The sequence below is a fragment of the Streptomyces sp. R-07 genome (assembly GCF_049913175.1).
In the GTDB taxonomy this organism is placed as follows: domain Bacteria; phylum Actinomycetota; class Actinomycetes; order Streptomycetales; family Streptomycetaceae; genus Streptomyces.
Genome location: NZ_CP183978.1, coordinates 3,117,838 through 3,134,202, shown reverse-complemented (window position 1 = coordinate 3,134,202; position 16,365 = coordinate 3,117,838). Strand labels below are relative to the sequence as shown.

Here is a 16,365-nt window from a genome sequence, read left to right as displayed (position 1 = left end):
CTTGTCGATCAGGCCGGGCTCGCGGCGTGATCGGCAAGGCACCCCTTAGGGCCTGACGGGTCCCGCCGTCGCGAGGGCCTTCTCCCGCATGGTCCGGAGCGCGGCGAGCTCGTCCGCGTGGCCCGCGCCCAGCTTCTTCTCGGCGTCCTTCTGCGCGGCCGAGACGGCGGCGGTGAGTGCGGCCCCGGCCTGGCAGTCCGCGTCCGCCCTGGACAGCTTCAGCTCGACCCCGGCGACCGCGTGCAGCTTGGCCTGGTCCTGCCCGGCCTGCCGGAGCTGCCGGTCCACCGCGCTCTGCGGATCGCCGAACGCCTTCGCCTCCGCTCCCGCCTCCTTCATGCAGGCGCGCCAGGAGTCCTGCGCCGCGAGGTACCGGCGGTCGGTCCTGACCTTCTCGACCACCGCGTCGCCCAGGACCTGGAAGGTGTTGTAGAGCTTGTAGTAATCCGGCCCGAAGAGGCGGGACTTGGCGTCGCTGACGCAGGAGTCCGAGTGGTAGAAGAACGTCCGCTTCAGCGGCATCGCCAGGTCCACCCGGTGGGCGGGGGTGCCGAGCAGCGCCTCCTTCCAGCGCTTGTTCCTGCCCTCGGCGGCGTTGACGTCCGCCGGCGGGCGCAGCGAGAGCGCGGTGCTCGTGATGCCGTAGCCGTCGTTCACCGCCTGCGGGACGCTGAGCAGCCCGTACGGGTTGAGGTCGGAGAGGTGGTCCCCGGTGGCCAGCGGCTGGGGGCGGTACGTGAATCCGCGCCGCTTCATGCAGGCGGCGACGAGGTCCTCCTCCGCCGCGTGCAGGGCCGCGTTCTGCGGCGCGGGGTAGTGGGTGACGCCCTGGAAAGGGCGCGGGGCGGGGAGCGGCGCGGGGCCGGGTGCGGCGGTGCCGCCGGACGTCGAGCATCCGGCGGCACCGAGACCCAGAAGCAGCGCCACGGCTGCGGTGCGTCTCCTGGAGCTGCTCATCGAACTAGTACGTGCACCACTTGTTGGAGCCGATGGTGCTCAGGTTGTCGCCGATGTCCGTCCAGCCGGTGCCACGGTCGAGCGCCCAGCCGGTGCCCTGGTAGTTCGTGGCCTTCCAGAGCACCACGTTGCAGCTGTTGCCGTTGTTGAAGGCGGAGCCGTGCAGCGCGGTGTTGAAGTTCGCGTACCCGGTGAGGTCCGCGTTGTTCTGGTAGACGGTCTGGACGCTGCCCTGGTAGTTGGTGTTCCAGTACACGCACAGACCACCGCTGGCGCAGCCGGCCGGGGCGGCGTTCGCGGCCGGCGCGACGGCCGCGGCGCCGAGGGCAACGCCCGCCGCCATGCCGAGGGCGACGAGGGATCGCTTGAAGTTCACGAGGTGCTCTCCGTTTCTCATGGACCGGGTCTCCGGTTCGGCATGAGGCTGTCAGCGGCGGCCAACGGAAGGTCAATCAACGTTCAACATCCCCTCAACGTGCGACCGTTGAAGCGCAGGTCAGGTGGCGTTCCGGACGCGCCACGCCGAGCGGGAAACCCGGCGACAAACGCGATCGCGCCGCTGCATTCTGGCCGCTGACTGACGGCAAGATCGATCGGGGGAGCGTGTGATGTGGTCAGTGGTCTCAGCGGAGGAACTGCCCGCGCGGGAACGGTTCGACTGGTTCGCGGACCTGGTCACGCGGGAGGTGATGCCCACCGCGCTCAGCGTCGAGCGGCCCGCCGACTTCCAGGCCGAGGCGGCCGTGCTGGACCTCAAGACCGTCCGCGTCGCACGGTTCGCCTTCTCGCCCCTGCGCTCACGCCGTACGCCCGCCCTGATCCGGCGCGGCGATCCGGAGCAGTACCAGCTGGGGCTGATCCGGCGGGGCGCCACCGTCCTGTCCCAGCACCGGAACGACTGCAGCGTCGGCGTGGGCGACCTGGTCTTCTGGGACACCTCGCGGCCCTCCGACGCGGCCATGCCCGCCGCCTCGGGGCCCGTGCACCTGACCATGCTCCAGCTCCCGCGTGACGTCCTGCCCCTGCGCGCCCGGCGGATCGACCGGCTGCTCGCCAGCCGGATCCCCGGCGGGCACGGACTCGGGGCGGTCCTCGCCGGCTTCCTCGGCTCCCTGGAGGGCCACGCCGGCCAGTGCGCGCCCGAGGACCTGCCGCGGCTCGGCTCCGTCGTCGTCGACCTCGTCGCCGCCTGCCTCGCCCAGAACCTCGACGCCGAGGAGCAGCTCCCCGCCGAGGCCCGGGCGCGGGCCCTCCTCCAGCGGATCCACACCTTCGTCGACGCCCACCTCGGCGACCCCGACCTCACCCCGGCCGCCGTCGCCGCAGCCCACCACATCTCCGTACGGACCCTCCACCAGCTGTTCCGGGCGCACGGCGACGGAGAGACCGTCCACGCCCGCATCCGGCGCCGCCGCCTCGCGCGGTGCCGTGACGACCTCGCCCGCCCCGAGCTCCTCGGGCTTCCCGTGCAGGCCGTCGCCGCGCGCTGGGGGTTCAGCGGGCCGGCCGTCTTCAGCCGTGCCTTCCGGGCGGCGTACGGACTCACCCCCACGGAGTTCCGCGCGCTGAGCGTCAAGGAGGCCCGCGCCGGGTGCACAGCGGGACGGGTGGTGCCTTCCTAGGCTCGGAGCCGTTCGGCCGACTGCGGGAGGAGGGAACACAATGACCGGGAACAACGACCAAGGGATCTGGGACTTCGACGCGTGAAGAACGAAGAGAGGACAGGCGCGGGCGACCTCGCGCCCGCGACCGAACGGAATCGGGGCGTGGCCGACGTCGCCGCCGCAACCGTACGGAATCGGGGCGTGGGGGGCCTCGCCGCCGCGACCGTACGGACCCGGCGGCTCGACCTCGTGCCGCTCGCCGTCGCGCACGCCGGCGAGATGGCCGGGGTCCTCGCCGACCCCGCCCTCCACGCCTTCATCGGCGGCGCCCCGCTGACCGCTCCCGAGCTGCGTGCCCGGTACGAGCGGCTGGTCGCCGGGTCGCCCGACCCGGCGGTCGTCTGGTGCAACTGGGTGGTGCGGCTCCGCGCCGAGGACCGGCTCGCCGGGACCGTGCAGGCGACGGTCACCGACGGCGGGCGGGCCGCCGAGGTCGCCTGGGTGATCGGGACGGACCGGCAGGGACGGGGGATCGCCCGCGAGGCGGCCCAGGGGCTCGTCGGGCTGCTCGTCGACCGGGGCGTCCGTACCGTCGTCGCCCACGTCCACCCCGACCACGCGGCCTCGGCGGCCGTGGCCCGCGCGGCGGGCCTCGCGCCGACGGACGAGCGGCAGGACGGCGAGGTCCGCTGGGAGCTGCGGAACGCCCCGTAAACGAGATGCGGTCGGGCGGGGCGGCTGTGCAGACTCGCCCCCGTGCTCACCGACCACTGGCCGCTGATGGCCCTCCGCGTACGGTCCGCCCGCCTGGAGCTGCGGCTCCCCTCCGAGGAGGAGCTCGCCGAGGTGGCCGACGTCGCAGCCCGGGGCGTCCACGCCCCGGGCGCCCGGCCGTTCCTGACGCCGTGGACCGACCTGCCGCCCGCCGAGCGGGCCCGGCACGTGATCCAGCTGCACTGGAGCCGCCTCGGGCGGTGGACCCCGCAGAACTGGGAGCTGAACCTCGTCGCCTTCCACGAGGGGCGCCCCATCGGTGTTCAGGACGTGCGGGCCGTGGACTTCGGCGTCCGGCGCGAGATCATCTCCGGATCGTGGATCGGCCTCGACCACCAGGGCAGGGGCCTCGGCACCGAGATGCGGGTCGCCATGCTGCACCTGGCGTTCGCGGAGCTCGGCACGGTCTCGGCGACGTCGCTGTCCTTCACCGACAACCACTCCTCGGCGACCGTCTCCCGCAAGCTCGGCTACCGCCCCGACGGCATCACCCGCGACGTCCTCCACGGCGAGGTCGTCGAATCCCTCCGCTTCCGCCTCTCCCGCGAGGACTGGGCCGCCCAGGACCACCTGCCGGTGACCGTGACCGGCCTGAAGGGCAGCGAGGAGTTCTTCGGGGTCGAGGGGCCGTGAGCGCGGAGACGTTTCTCTTCCGGTTCGTGGACGGCGAGTTCGCAGGCCTCGACGTCGAGCGGTTCGCCCGGGTGGTCGAGCCGTACGTGGTGGCGGGGGCGCCGGACCTCGGGGAGGTCCTCCTGCGTGCGGAGGACGGAGGTACGGCGGAGATCGACGTCCGGGGCGGAGGAGCCGACGACCCGGCGTACCTGACGGCGATGCACATCTCGCGCGGCGCCGTGCTCGACGTGCTCGCCCGGCTCGCCGACGCGCTGGGGGCCGTCATCCTGCCCGTGGGCTGCCCCGCCCTCCTCTTCCACGAGGACCGGCGGCGTCACCTGCCGCCGGCGCTCCGGGAGGCGGCGCTCGTCATCCCGCCCACCGGCGCGGCCGTCAGCGAGGCGATCGCCCGGTCGTGACGGGTCCGGCGCCCCGCCAGGACCACGCCCAGGAGCAGCAGCGCCGCCAGAGCCCCCGCCGCCAGGCCCGCCCGCAGGCCCGGGGGGCGGAACGCGCAGGAGAGCCGGCCGTCGCGGACCGGGACGGCCAGGAGGCCGCCGTACGACGTGGCCGGGGCGCCCTCGCAGTGCCAGCCCGCGATGCGCGGGGCGGCGATCACCGCCGTGCCCCCGCCCGGGGGGAGGGTGGCCCGGATGCCGGAGGAGGTGACGTGGATCGAGGTCGCCGAGCGGGCGCGCAGGGCCGTCACCGCCGCTCGCAGGCGGTCGTGGTCCAGGCAGCCGAGTTCCCCGCCGGGGTCCGGCAGGTCCGGCTTCACGCCGGGCACGCGCTGGACACCCAGGGACGCCAGGGCCGCGCGCCGTTTCGGTCCTCCGCCCAGGAGGCGGGTCTCGTGGTCGCCGAGGCGGGCCGTGCCCGTCGCGTCCGGGGACCAGACGAAGACCTCCGTACCGACCGGGCACGCGCCCGCGTGCGGGGACGCGTACACCCGGGCGCCGAGGAGGAGTTCCTGGTTGCGGAAGGGGGACGGGCCGTAGACCGGGGGCGGGCCCGGCGGCCGTACCGTCACCAGCGGCAGGTGCGTGTCCGTACGGACGACCGCGCCGTCCCGCCACCGCGCGCCCACCCCGAACAGCGCGTCCGTGACCGGGTTGTCCAGGCTCAGCAGGTTCCGGCCGCGCGAGGTCCAGCCGCCGCCGAGCGCCGCGAGCGTCTCCGTCAGGACCGCCGGGGTGTGGCTGCTGTAGTACGCCGCGCCCTGACCGCCCAGGAGCAGCGGATCGTTGCCCGCGACCCGGGGAAGGCCGGAGTCCGTGCGGTACGCGGGCCAGCCGTCGGCCGCCGCCAGGGCCGCCGCCCGCCGCTCGTGCTCCGCGCCCCACGGCGGGTAGTCGTCGAGCCGGGAGAGCCGCTCCCGGTCCGCGTACGCCGTCGTCGCCGCCGCCTGCCCGAGCAGCGTGCCCGTGACCAGGAGCGCGGCCAGTACCCCGTACCGGCCCCGCCCCGGCAGCAGCAGCGCACCCGCCACCGCCGCCAGACCCACGCCCGCGAGGAGCAGCGCCCAGGGGGTGACGAGGGGGCTCGGCAGGGCCCCCGCCGTGAGGGCCAGGACCGCCGCCGCCCCGCCGAGCAGCGACCTGCGGTCCGGGAGTCCGTGGGCGAGGCCCGACCAGGCGGCGAGGACGAGGACGCCGGACAGGACGAAGGTCTGGCGGTACGGGCTGCCGTTCGGGGTGGCGAAGACGTGCCAGACGAGATGTGTGGGGCCCCACTGCATCGACAGGGCCACCGCCGCGCACAGGCCCGCCCACAGCCACCGCTCCCTGCCGGGCACGTCCCGGCGGAACAGCAGGGCCCCCGCGAGCAGCGGCACCGCCGTGCTGACGAAGGCCGCCGGGGTCGCGAAGCTGTACGTCACCGGGAGCAGCCGGGCCAGGAAGTCCGTGCCGGCCGCCGGGGCGAAGTCCCGGACCACGCCCGGGTAGGCGTGCCGGGAGCCGAGGAAGACCGGCACCAGGACGGGGGCCGCGAGACCGATCCCGAGGGCCGTCGCCACCGCCGCCCGCAGCACCGTCCGCCACCGGAAGGAGTCCGTGAGCGCCAGGCGGACCAGGAGCACCAGGGCGGCGCCGAGGGTGGCCATGTAGGCCGTGTAGAAGTTCGCGAGCCAGCAGACCGCCACCACCAGGGGGCCCAGGAGCGGCCGCCGGCCCTCCCGTACCCACTCGCCCACCAGGCAGAGCAGCGGGAAGGCGATCAGGCCGTCCAGCCACATCGGGTTGTACGTGCCCTCCGCGAGCGACCAGCCGCACAGCGCGTACGCGGCGCCGAGCACGGACGCCCACCACCACACCCCGGCCGGGCCGATCCGCCGCAGCAGGAACGTCATCGCGGCCGCCGCGACCGCCGTCTTCAGGACGGTGATCCCGTACACCGCGTACTCGATGTCCCCGCGCGGGAAGAGCGCGACCAGCGGTGCGAAGGGGCTCGACAGGTAGGTGCCGTAGTCGGGCAGGAAGCTGGTGCCCCAGCCGCCCTGCCAGTCGAGCAGCGGCCCGCCGTCCGCCCGGCCCCGCAGCAGGTCCCACAGGTGCGCGTGGAAGGGCACGAACTGGTTGGCGAGGTCGTTGACGGCCCGGTGGCGCGGCCCGAAGGGGAAGACCCGGGCGACGGCGTCCCCGCCGCAGACGGCGACGACGCTGAGCAGCGCGGCGAGAGCCGGGGCTTTCGGGCCGACGGGGCCGACGGGGAGGGCGGGGCCGACGGGGAGGGCGGAGAGCGGCTGGGAGCGCGTGACGTTCGGCATGACGCATCGAATATGCCAGCGCCCCCACGGGAAGGGACGGGCCCGGCAGGCCAGTTCACGCGATGGTCGTCTGAAGGTCATCCACCCGGACCGGCCGGGACACCGGGCTCCGTTGTCGTGGTCCGCGTGCTGCTCTCGATCGTCGTCCCGTGCTTCAACGAGGAGGACGTCCTCGCCCGCTTCCACGACCATGTGACCGCCGAACTCTCCCGTCTCGACGGGGAGTTCGAGCTCGTCTACGTGGACGACGGAAGCCGGGACGGGACCCTCCCGCTCCTCCAGGAGCTCGCCGCCCGCGACCCGGAACGGGTCCGCTACCTCTCCTTCAGCCGTAACTTCGGCAAGGAGGCCGCGATGCTCGCCGGGCTCCGGCACGCCGCCGGCGACGCCGTCGTGATCATGGACGCCGACCTCCAGCACCCGCCGGAGCTGGTGCACCGCATGGTCGCCCTGCACGCCGAGGGGTACGACCAGGTCGTGGCCCGCCGCACCCGCGAGGGCGACCGGGTCACCCGTACCCTCACCGCCCGCCTCTACTACCGGGCGATCAACCGGCTCGTCGACGTCGAGCTCGTCGACGGCGTCGGCGACTTCCGGCTCCTGTCGCGGCGCACCGTCGACGCGGTCCTCGGCCTCGGCGAGTACAACCGCTTCTCCAAGGGCCTCTTCTCCTGGGTCGGCTTCCGCACCACGACCTTTTCCTACGAGAACGCCGTCCGTGAGCAGGGCCGCTCCAAGTGGTCCTTCGGCAAGCTCCTCAACTACGGCCTCGACGGACTCCTCTCCTTCAACAACAAGCCCCTCCGGGCCGCCGTCTACCTGGGGCTGCTCCTGGTCTCGGTGGCGCTGGCCTACGCGGCCTGGATCGTCGGCGACGCCCTGGTCAACGGCGTCGACACCCCCGGCTACGTCACCCTCCTCGTCACCGTCACCGCCCTCGCCGGTGTGCAGATGGTGATGGCCGGACTGATCGGCGAGTACGTCGGACGCATCTACTACGAGGTGAAGCGGCGCCCGCACTACCTGCTGAAGGAGACGTACGAGGGGCCCGGGACGGGGCCCGAGACACGCGCGGTACGGGCCGACACCCGGGCGACGGGTGAGTCGTTGTGGGAAACAGTCGCTCCGAAGTAGTGGCTCCGGCCCCGGCGACTCCCTACCATCGATCACCGCAAGGTCGTTCAACTGACGCACGACCAGCCCGGGAGGCTCCTTTGCACCGCCGCACTGCGCTCACCGTCTCCGCCGCACTCCTCGCCGCGGCCCCGCTGCTCACCGCCTGCGGCAGTGACGCCCACCCAGGAGCGGCAGCCGTCGTCGGCGGCGAACGGATCGAGGTCTCCAGCCTCCAGGCCCAGGTCAAGGACGTGCGGACCGCGCAGGCGGCCTCGCCGCAGTCCGCCCAGCTGGTCGCCGCGACCGGCGACCTCAGCCGCCGCAAACTCAACGTCATGATCTTCGACCGGGTCGTCGACAAGGTCGCCCGGGACAACGGCGTCACCGTCACCCGCGCCGAACTGCAGCAGACCCGGACCTCCTTCGTCCGCCAGGGCGGCGGCGAGGACCAGCTCGCGGCCGTCCTCCTCCAGGAGCAGGGCGTGGCGCCCGACCAGATCGACGCCTTCGTCCGCCGCAACGTCCTCATGAACAAGATCGCCCAGAAGCTGGGCGTCACCGACAACGCCGAGGGCCAGAAGAAGCTGACGGAGGTCTTCTCCAAGGCCTCCGAGGAACTCGCCATCGACGTGAACCCGCGCTACGGCGCCTGGGACGACGCCCAGGTCCGCCTCGCCGACACCAAGGCCCCCTGGCTCCGCCAGATCAGCCAGGACCCGGCAGCCGCCCCGGCCGGTGCGTAGGGGGCGCCCGGCGGCCCCAGACCCGGGGTAGGTTCGAGGGGTGACTTCTGAGAGCCCCGGCCGCATCGTCCTGCTCACCGCCAGCCACCGCGTGGCCCCCGGACTCCTGTCCTGGCCCGCCTGGCAGGCGCTGCAAGGTGCCGACCGGGTGCTCTGCCCCGACGAGGACCACCCCCAGCTGCCGTACCTGCGGGAGGCCGGCGTCGCCGTCGAGCACGTCCGGCCCACCGCCGAGGAGCTCGTCGAGGCCTGCGCCGGAGACCGTACGGTCCTGCTGCTGCCCTCCGGCGAGGGGGACAGGGCGCTGACCGACGGCCTCGCCCGGCTCGCCGGCTCCGGCCGCGTCTCCATGCCCGACCTGGAGCTGCTGCCCGGCTCGTACGACCTGCCGGGCGCCCGTCTCCTCGACCTCGTGCAGATCATGGACCGCATCCGCCGCGAGTGCCCCTGGACCTCGCGCCAGACCCACCAGGGGCTCGCCAAGTACGCCATCGAGGAGGCGTACGAACTCGTCGAGGCGATCGAGGAGGGCGACCGGCGGGAGCTGCGCGAGGAGCTCGGGGACGTCCTCCTCCAGGTCGTCTTCCACGCCCGGATCGCCGAGGAGGACGCGGAGGAACCGTTCTCCGTGGACGACGTCGCCGGGACGCTCGTCGAGAAGCTGATCCACCGGCACCCGCACGTCTTCGGCGACGCGACGGCCGAGACCCCCGAGGACGTGGCGGCGCACTGGCAGCGCACCAAGGCGATCGAGAAGCAGCGGGAGTCCGTGACGGACGGGGTGCCGCTCGGGCAGCCGGGGCTCGCGCTCGCCGCGAAGCTCGCGGGGCGGGTCCGGGCGGCGGGCCTCGACGTGAAACTCCCGGCGGGCGAGGGCATCGGCTACGAACTGCTCGCCCTCGCCGCCCGCGTGGAGGCCTCGGGTGTGGACCCGGAGGCGGCGCTGCGCGCTGCGGCCCGGACGTACCGGGACGCGATCCGGGCGGCGGAGGGGCTGTGAGCGCGGCGCCGGGCCCGCGGAAGCCGCGCGTCGCCGAGGCGTCTGGTGTGACGGCCCTGATGCTCCTGTTCTCCGGGTGGGAGGCGGCGAGCGGCGGCAGTCCGGGGTGGGTGCGGATCGGCTGCGGGCTGCTCGCGCTGTGGGCCGCCGTGGAACTGGCGCGGTTCGCCGTATGGCGCCGGCGCACCCGCGCCCGGGGCCCGGCCCGGAACTGACGCCCGGCTCAGGCCTCGTGCGGTGCCCGGGCCTCCGGGTTGTGCCAGAGGGGGGTCGGGGGGCCCAGGAGGCGTTCGGCGGCGGTGCTCGGGCGGGTGGAGAAGCGGCCCACGGACGGCAGGGTGTCGTGGTGGATGCGCGCCGGGTCGGTGCCCAGCTCCTCCAGGACCTCGGAGACCTCCGTCACGAAGGCCGGCGGCCCGGCGAGGTACACGTCGTGCGCGGACCAGTGGACGCAGGCCCGCAGCGCCTGGAGCAGCCGCTCGGTCGCCTGGTCCCGGCGCTGCCGGGGCGCGGCCGTGATGTAGGTGACGCTGAGGCCGGGGAGGCGTTCCCCCAGGAGCTCGGCGTCCGCGCGCCCGTACAGGTACTCCTTGGCGCGGGCCACCACGAACAGCCGGCCTTCGAGCTCCGGCTCGGCCTCGGCGGCCTCCGCGAGCAGCGCCCGCACCGGGGCCCAGCCCGTACCCCCGCATATATAGGTACGGAGTCCGCCGGGCGGCGTCCGGGTGACGAGCCCGCCGCCGGGGGCACTGAGCCTCAGGACCTCGCCCGGACCCGTCTCCTCGACCAGCGCCGTGCTCATCGCGCCGCCCGCGATCCGGCTCACGTGCAGCTCCACGGTGCCGTCCGGGCGGGGCGCGTCCGCGAGGGAGTAGGTGCGCCAGACGCGCGGGACCCGCAGCGAGCTGACGCTGACGTACTGGCCGGGGCGGAACGGCAGCGGCTGCCGGGGCCGCAGGGTCAGCACGGCCAGGTCCGCGCCGTACCGCTCGTGCCGGACGACGTCCGCGTCCCACCAGGCGGGCTCCCCGGCCCCGGCCGCCGCGTCGGCGCCCGCGAGCATGAGGTCGGCGACGTGCCCGTACGCCTCGCCCCAGGCCTTCTCCGCCTCGATCGTCCAGGCGGCGCCGGCGGCGTGCGCGAAGGCGGCGAGCAGGCTCGACCCGACGGCCGCGTACAGCGCGGGGGAGGCGAGGAACTTGCGGTGGTCACGGCCAAGTTGGCCCAGGTACACCGCGAGCCCCGGGGACTCCAGGTGGGTCACCACATGGGTGAGCGCGGCGAAGAGCCGGTCCCGCTGGGGGAGCATGTCCTCGGGGAAGAGCTCGCGCACACCGGGGTTGTGCCAGAAGAGGTGCGAGTAGAAGAACGTGACGGCGTGCTCGGCGCGTCTCTCGACGATCGCGAACGTGCTTCTGAGCAGCTGAGGATCCACTGACAAGAATCTAGGGCACGAGCTGTCCCGCTTGATCACGGGTTCTCCGTGAACGTGCCTCCCGGGTTCCGCCCGGACGTTTCCTCCGGGGCCGCCCTGTACGGTCGTGGCGTGAGTACGACCCCCGGCCCCGCCCCCGCCCCCGAGCTCTTCACCTGGGAGTTCGCCAGCGATCCGTACCCCGCCTACGCCTGGCTGCGGGAGCACGCGCCCGTCCACCGGACGAGGCTGCCCAGCGGGGTCGAGGCCTGGCTCGTGACCCGGTACGCGGACGCCCGGCAGGCCCTCGCCGACCAGCGGCTCTCCAAGAACCCCGCGCACCACGACGAGTCCCCGCACGCGAAGGGGAAGACGGGCATCCCGGGCGAGCGCAAGGCCGAGCTGATGACGCATCTGCTCAACATCGACCCGCCGGACCACACCCGGCTGCGGCGGCTCGTGTCGAAGGCCTTCACCCCGCGCAGGGTCGCCGAGTTCACGCCGCGCGTGCAGGAGCTGACGGACCGGCTCATCGACTCCTTCGTCGCGAAGGGGAGCGCCGACCTCATCCACGAGTTCGCCTTCCCGCTGCCCATCTACGCGATCTGCGACCTGCTCGGCGTGCCCGAGGAGGACCAGGACGACTTCCGGGACTGGGCCGGGATGATGATCCGGCACGGCGGCGGTCCGCGCGGCGGGGTCGCCCGGTCCGTGAAGAAGATGCGCGGCTATCTCGCGGAGCTCATCCACCGCAAGCGGCTCGACCCGGGCGACGACCTGATCTCCGGGCTCATCAAGGCCTCGGACCACGGCGAGCACCTCACCGAGAACGAGGCCGCCGCCATGGCCTTCATCCTGCTCTTCGCAGGCTTCGAGACGACCGTGAACCTCATCGGCAACGGCGTGTACCAGCTGCTGCGCCACCCGGAGCAGCGCGAGCGGCTCCAGGCCTCGCTCGCCGCCGGGGAGACCGGCCTCCTGGAGACCGGCGTCGAGGAGCTGCTGCGGTACGACGGGCCCGTGGAGATGGCGACCTGGCGGTACGCGACGCGGGCGCTGACCGTCGGCGGGCAGGAGATCCCGGCGGGCGACCCGGTGCTCGTGGTGCTCGCCGCCGCCGACCGGGACCCGGAGCGGTTCGACGGGCCGGACACCCTCGACCTCGCTCGGCGCGACAACCAGCACCTCGGGTACGGACACGGCATCCACTACTGCCTGGGCGCGCCGCTCGCCCGCCTCGAAGGGCAGACGGCGCTCGCGACCCTGCTGACTCGGCTTCCGGACCTGCGACTTGCCGCCGATCCGGCCGAACTGCGGTGGCGCGGAGGGCTCATCATGCGTGGTTTGCGCACGCTTCCGGTGGAGTTCGCCCCTTCCGTACCACTCCTTACCACTGACGAGCCATCAGAAATGTGATCTTCGTGTGATCGTGGCGCCATCGACTTGTGACGGACGTTCGAATGCGGCTACGTTCGCCGCAGTCTCAGCCGTCACGCGAAAGGCGCTTCTATGCGTTCCGGGAACGGACGACACCGTCGCCCCCGTCAGGCCCCCGCCCTCGTCGTCGCCGCGGGCGTGACCGGATCCGCCATGGCGCTGCCGCTGCTCGCCACCGGATCCGCCTCCGCCGCCGACGCCTCCACCTGGGACCGGGTCGCCGAGTGCGAGTCCGGCGGCCAGTGGAGCGCCAACTTCGGCAACGGGATGTACGGCGGCCTCCAGTTCACCCAGGACAGCTGGGAGCGGAACGGCGGCCTGGCGTACGCGCCCAGCCCCGACCTCGCCAGCCGCGCCCAGCAGATCGCGGTGGCCGAGAAGGCGTTCGTCAAGGGCAGCACCGAGTGGGCCACCTGCGCGCCGATCGCCGGCCTGAAGAACGACGGCAAGGCCACCGGCGTGGACCCGGGCCCGACAGTCGTCCCGACGGCCCCCACGGGCCCCCTCCCGGAGTCCGACCGCACCGCGGGCGCGCCGACGGCCCCCGCGGGGACAGGAAAGGCCACGGAGGGGTCCACCCCGTCCGCGACCCCCGCGACGCCGACCGCTCCGGCGGGCTCCGCCGCGCCGACGACCCCGGCCGCGCCCACCACCCCGGCGGCCCCGGGCACGCCCGACGCGTCCGTTACGCCCGGTACGCCGGTTTCGCCCGACGCGCCGAAGGGTGACGCGCCGTCGGCCACGCCCGGCACCGGCAAGCACCGGGGCGACGCCGCACCGGAGGAATCCGACAAGAAGGGCGACTCGGTCGAATCGGGCCGTCATGCATCGGGCGCGGACAAGCCCGCGGATAACGTCGACGCCACTCCGGTGACTGACGAATCGAAGAATACGGACGCAACGGACAGTCAGGGCACTTCGGGCGAGTACACCGTGCGGCCGGGTGACAGCCTGTCCGACATTGCGCAGGAGAACGAACTCCCCGGCGGCTGGACCGCCCTCTATGACGCCAACCGGCAGACGGTGGGCCTCGATCCGGACCTCATCCTGCCTGGTCAGAGCCTCGACCTGACGGCGGGTTCGGCGGCGACGGCAGGTTAGTTCGCGGGCTTATGTCCGGTTCTGGGCAAGTGAGACATGAGTCTCTTCGTCCCAACTGGCGTGTCACGTCCGCAAACTTTGCTTCTGTCACCTCTCACCTGCACAAACGCCGCCCACCGGAGGGCAAGCAGGGGCGATATTTCCGCAATGGGCCTCTTTGAACATCCGGTGGGTCTGTGTCTACGGTCGTCACCGCTCGCCACCGCGGGCCCCGTCGACCGAAACGCCGAATCCTGCCGTCGGCCGATGGGAACAGTCGTCGCGCAAGCGCCGAAGGCAGGAGTGGGGGACCCAAGGTAAGTGCCGGGCCCGGCCGTTGAGACAGACGGCCGACGACCGGCTTGGGGTGAAGCCGCGTGCAAGGACACGCGGCCGGGCAACTTTCCGGCCCGAACCCGACAGCTCACCTCACAGGCGTCGGTGAGGAGAATTCCCATGCTGTTTTCCGCCAAGGGCAAACACCGTCGTCCCTCGAAGGCCACCAAGGTCGCCACGCTCGTCGGCGTCACCGGTGTCGCCGTCGCCGCCCCGCTGCTGACCGCGGGCACCGCCTCGGCCGCCACCGCTTCCGAGTGGGACGCCGTCGCCCAGTGCGAGTCCGGTGGCAACTGGGCCATCAACACCGGCAACGGCTTCTACGGCGGCCTGCAGTTCACGAACTCCACCTGGGCCGCCTTCGGTGGCACCGCCTACGCCGCGCGCGCCGACCTGGCCTCGAAGTCCCAGCAGATCGCCGTCGCCGAGAAGGTCCTCGCGGGCCAGGGCAAGGGTGCCTGGCCGAGCTGCGGCGTCGGCCTCTCCGGCGCCTCCTACGACGGCGGCGCCGCCGAGACCCCGCAGCAGAGCGAGCCCCAGCAGGCCGCTCCGCAGCCGCGCGAGACCGAGCAGCCGACCACCCGCAGCCAGCAGCGCCAGGCCCCCAAGAAGGTCACGCAGCAGGCCGCGCCGAAGGCCGCCAAGAAGACCGTCACCACGCCGACCGGCAAGAAGGTCGAGAAGGGCGACGGCGAGTACAAGGTCGTCGCCGGCGACACCCTCAGCAAGATCGCCCAGGCGCACGGCGTCAAGGGCGGCTGGGCCAAGCTCTTCGAGCTGAACAAGGACGTCGTCGAGAACGCCGACCTCATCTACCCGGGTCAGCAGCTCCACCTGAAGTGAGCCAGGCGGCTCGCGTGAGTCCGGCGGCTCACGCGGCCCCGACGACCCTCCCGCGGTGACCACCCCGGTCCGGCGTGCCCTTCCCCCGTGCACGCCGGACCGGGGTTCCCCCGTTTCCGGACCGGGGTTCCCCCGTTCCGGGGCGACTCCGCGATTACTGCCCAGTAGATCTGGGGTCCTTCGTCCCGGGATGCATGCCCTTGGGTCCTTTTTCGTCCCAGGGGGCGGGCGCACGGGGGGCGGGAGCCCCCGAGCCGGTTAGGCTCTTGTCGCAAGGCCGAGCGACCCTGCACCGGCCATGCGTCACATCCAGCGTCACATCCCAAAAAGGAGATGCTCGTGCCGTCCATCGACGTCGTCGTAGCCCGGGAAATCCTGGACTCCCGAGGCAACCCCACGGTCGAGGTCGAGGTCGGCCTCGACGACGGCAGCACCGGCCGTGCTGCTGTTCCGTCCGGCGCCTCCACCGGTGCCTTCGAGGCCATCGAGCTTCGCGACGGTGACCCCAACCGTTACCTCGGCAAGGGTGTCGAGAAGGCCGTCCTCGCCGTCATCGAGCAGATCGGCCCGGAGCTCGTCGGCTACGACGCCACCGAGCAGCGCCTGATCGACCAGGCCATGTTCGACCTGGACGCCACCGAGAACAAGGGCTCGCTCGGCGCCAACGCCATCCTCGGCGTCTCCCTCGCCGTCGCGCACGCCGCCTCCGAGGCCAGCGACCTCCCGCTCTTCCGCTACCTGGGCGGCCCGAACGCGCACCTGCTGCCCGTTCCGATGATGAACATCCTCAACGGTGGGTCGCACGCCGACTCCAACGTGGACATCCAGGAGTTCATGATCGCCCCGATCGGCGCGGAGTCCTTCTCCGAGGCCCTCCGCTGGGGCGCCGAGATCTACCACACGCTCAAGGGCGTGCTGAAGCGCAAGGGCCTCTCCACCGGCCTCGGCGACGAGGGCGGCTTCGCCCCGAACCTCGAGTCGAACCGCGCCGCCCTCGACCTCATCGTCGAGGCCATCAAGGAGGCCGGCTACACCCCGGGCTCCGACGTCGCGCTCGCGCTCGACGTCGCCGCGTCCGAGTTCTACAAGGACGGCAAGTACGAGTTCGAGGGCAAGTCCCGCTCGGCCGCCGAGATGACCGAGTACTACGAGGAGCTCGTCTCCGCGTACCCGATGGTCTCCATCGAGGACCCGCTGTTCGAGGACGACTGGGCCGGCTGGAAGGTCCTCACCGACAAGCTGGGCGCCAAGGTCCAGATCGTCGGCGACGACCTCTTCGTCACCAACCCGGAGCGCCTGGCCCGCGGCATCGAGGAGGGCACCGCGAACGCCCTCCTGGTCAAGGTCAACCAGATCGGCTCGCTGACCGAGACCCTGGACGCCGTCGAGCTGGCCCAGCGCAACGGCTTCAAGTGCATGATGTCCCACCGCTCCGGCGAGACCGAGGACGTCACCATCGCCGACCTCGCGGTCGCCGTGAACTGCGGTCAGATCAAGACCGGCGCCCCGGCCCGCTCGGACCGCGTCGCCAAGTACAACCAGCTGCTGCGCATCGAGGAGATCCTCGACGACGCCGCCGTCTACGCCGGTCGCAGCGCCTTCCCGCGCTTCAAGGGCTGACAGCGTCACACCCGGTAGTTCCGTCCGTCCCCGCACTCGGTCCCGTACCGTGTGCGGGG

16 protein-coding genes and 1 riboswitch are annotated in these 16,365 nt (G+C 72.9%); of the genes, 12 read left to right on the top strand and 4 right to left on the bottom strand.

The window, feature by feature from the left end; all coding sequences use genetic code 11:
- Positions 1–45: 45 nt before the first annotated feature.
- Together ACN9M0_RS14090 and ACN9M0_RS14085 are read right to left on the bottom strand one after the other, a co-directional pair.
- Entirely contained in the window at positions 46–927 is an 882-nt protein-coding gene (locus ACN9M0_RS14090) for a hypothetical protein (RefSeq protein WP_366037888.1), read from the bottom strand.
- 34 nt (positions 928–961) lie between these two features.
- Entirely contained in the window at positions 962–1,333 is a 372-nt protein-coding gene (locus ACN9M0_RS14085) for a peptidase inhibitor family I36 protein (RefSeq protein WP_366037887.1), read from the bottom strand.
- Between the two features lie 232 nt (positions 1,334–1,565).
- On the opposite strand from ACN9M0_RS14085, the gene ACN9M0_RS14080 reads away from it, so the two are divergent.
- From ACN9M0_RS14080 to ACN9M0_RS14065, 4 genes are all read left to right on the top strand, one after another.
- Entirely contained in the window at positions 1,566–2,579 is a 1,014-nt protein-coding gene (locus tag ACN9M0_RS14080) for a helix-turn-helix domain-containing protein (RefSeq protein ID WP_426403673.1), read from the top strand.
- 183 nt (positions 2,580–2,762) lie between these two features.
- Positions 2,763–3,275 (top strand): GNAT family N-acetyltransferase, encoded by a 513-nt coding sequence (locus ACN9M0_RS14075; RefSeq protein WP_399698787.1) that lies wholly within the window; start codon positions 2,763–2,765, stop codon positions 3,273–3,275.
- Between the two features lie 42 nt (positions 3,276–3,317).
- Positions 3,318–3,968 carry a GNAT family N-acetyltransferase gene (locus ACN9M0_RS14070; protein WP_366037884.1) on the top strand — a complete coding sequence of 217 codons (651 nt, stop codon included), beginning with the start codon at positions 3,318–3,320 and terminating at the stop codon, positions 3,966–3,968.
- A complete protein-coding gene (locus tag ACN9M0_RS14065) occupies positions 3,965–4,369 on the top strand; it encodes a hypothetical protein (RefSeq protein ID WP_366037883.1) in 405 nt (134 codons plus the stop codon). Before ACN9M0_RS14070 ends, ACN9M0_RS14065 begins: the two co-directional genes overlap by 4 nt.
- Here the strand turns inward: ACN9M0_RS14065 and ACN9M0_RS14060 are convergent.
- Positions 4,285–6,717, bottom strand: a complete 2,433-nt coding sequence (locus ACN9M0_RS14060; protein WP_426403672.1) for a YfhO family protein — start codon at positions 6,715–6,717, stop codon at positions 4,285–4,287. The two genes, ACN9M0_RS14065 and ACN9M0_RS14060, sit on opposite strands and share 85 nt — an antisense overlap.
- A gap of 126 nt (positions 6,718–6,843) precedes the next feature.
- Here ACN9M0_RS14060 and ACN9M0_RS14055 point away from each other — a divergent pair, with 126 nt between their 5' ends.
- The 4 genes from ACN9M0_RS14055 (at position 6,844) to ACN9M0_RS14040 (ending at position 9,791) form a co-directional block, all read left to right on the top strand.
- Complete coding sequence (locus ACN9M0_RS14055) at positions 6,844–7,851, top strand: glycosyltransferase family 2 protein (RefSeq protein WP_366037881.1); 1,008 nt, start codon at positions 6,844–6,846, stop codon at positions 7,849–7,851.
- Positions 7,852–7,931: 80 nt separating this feature from the next.
- Positions 7,932–8,576, top strand: a complete 645-nt coding sequence (locus ACN9M0_RS14050) for a SurA N-terminal domain-containing protein (RefSeq protein ID WP_366037880.1) — start codon at positions 7,932–7,934, stop codon at positions 8,574–8,576.
- Positions 8,577–8,616: 40 nt separating this feature from the next.
- Positions 8,617–9,576 (top strand): nucleoside triphosphate pyrophosphohydrolase, encoded by a 960-nt coding sequence (locus ACN9M0_RS14045; RefSeq protein WP_366037879.1) that lies wholly within the window; start codon positions 8,617–8,619, stop codon positions 9,574–9,576.
- On the top strand, positions 9,573–9,791 hold the full coding sequence (locus tag ACN9M0_RS14040; protein ID WP_399698751.1) for a hypothetical protein: 219 nt from the start codon (positions 9,573–9,575) through the stop codon (positions 9,789–9,791). The genes ACN9M0_RS14045 and ACN9M0_RS14040 overlap by 4 nt, the downstream gene beginning before the upstream one ends.
- Positions 9,792–9,799: 8 nt before the next feature.
- Here ACN9M0_RS14040 and ACN9M0_RS14035 read toward each other — a convergent pair whose 3' ends face one another.
- Entirely contained in the window at positions 9,800–11,011 is a 1,212-nt protein-coding gene (locus tag ACN9M0_RS14035) for a globin domain-containing protein (RefSeq protein WP_366037877.1), read from the bottom strand.
- Between the two features lie 111 nt (positions 11,012–11,122).
- On the opposite strand from ACN9M0_RS14035, the gene ACN9M0_RS14030 reads away from it, so the two are divergent.
- The 4 genes from ACN9M0_RS14030 to eno all read left to right on the top strand — a co-directional run bounded on the left by ACN9M0_RS14030 (position 11,123) and on the right by eno (position 16,306).
- Positions 11,123–12,406 carry a cytochrome P450 gene (locus tag ACN9M0_RS14030; RefSeq protein WP_399698755.1) on the top strand — a complete coding sequence of 428 codons (1,284 nt, stop codon included), beginning with the start codon at positions 11,123–11,125 and terminating at the stop codon, positions 12,404–12,406.
- 93 nt (positions 12,407–12,499) lie between these two features.
- The gene (locus ACN9M0_RS14025) at positions 12,500–13,528 is read left to right on the top strand and encodes a transglycosylase family protein (RefSeq protein ID WP_366037875.1); all 1,029 of its coding nucleotides are present in this window, start codon (positions 12,500–12,502) and stop codon (positions 13,526–13,528) included.
- 258 nt (positions 13,529–13,786) lie between these two features.
- Positions 13,787–13,960, top strand: a riboswitch (cyclic di-AMP (ydaO/yuaA leader).
- Between the two features lie 3 nt (positions 13,961–13,963).
- Positions 13,964–14,686, top strand: a complete 723-nt coding sequence (locus ACN9M0_RS14020) for a transglycosylase family protein (protein ID WP_366037874.1) — start codon at positions 13,964–13,966, stop codon at positions 14,684–14,686.
- A gap of 333 nt (positions 14,687–15,019) precedes the next feature.
- Positions 15,020–16,306, top strand: coding sequence for a phosphopyruvate hydratase (gene eno, locus ACN9M0_RS14015; RefSeq protein WP_189835128.1), 1,287 nt, complete (start codon positions 15,020–15,022; stop codon positions 16,304–16,306).
- The last annotated feature ends 59 nt before the right edge of the window (positions 16,307–16,365 follow it).

Bases quoted from the DNA above. Each gene is read 5' to 3' on its own strand.
- ACN9M0_RS14025 (WP_366037875.1), top strand. From the start codon at position 12,500: ATGCGTTCCGGGAACGGACGACACCGTCGCCCCCGTCAGGCCCCCGCC.
- ACN9M0_RS14080 (WP_426403673.1), top strand. From the start codon at position 1,566: ATGTGGTCAGTGGTCTCAGCGGAGGAACTGCCCGCGCGGGAACGGTTC.
- ACN9M0_RS14020 (WP_366037874.1), top strand. From the start codon at position 13,964: ATGCTGTTTTCCGCCAAGGGCAAACACCGTCGTCCCTCGAAGGCCACC.
- eno (WP_189835128.1), top strand. From the start codon at position 15,020: ATGCTCGTGCCGTCCATCGACGTCGTCGTAGCCCGGGAAATCCTGGAC.
- ACN9M0_RS14060 (WP_426403672.1), bottom strand. From the start codon at position 6,717: ATGCCGAACGTCACGCGCTCCCAGCCGCTCTCCGCCCTCCCCGTCGGC.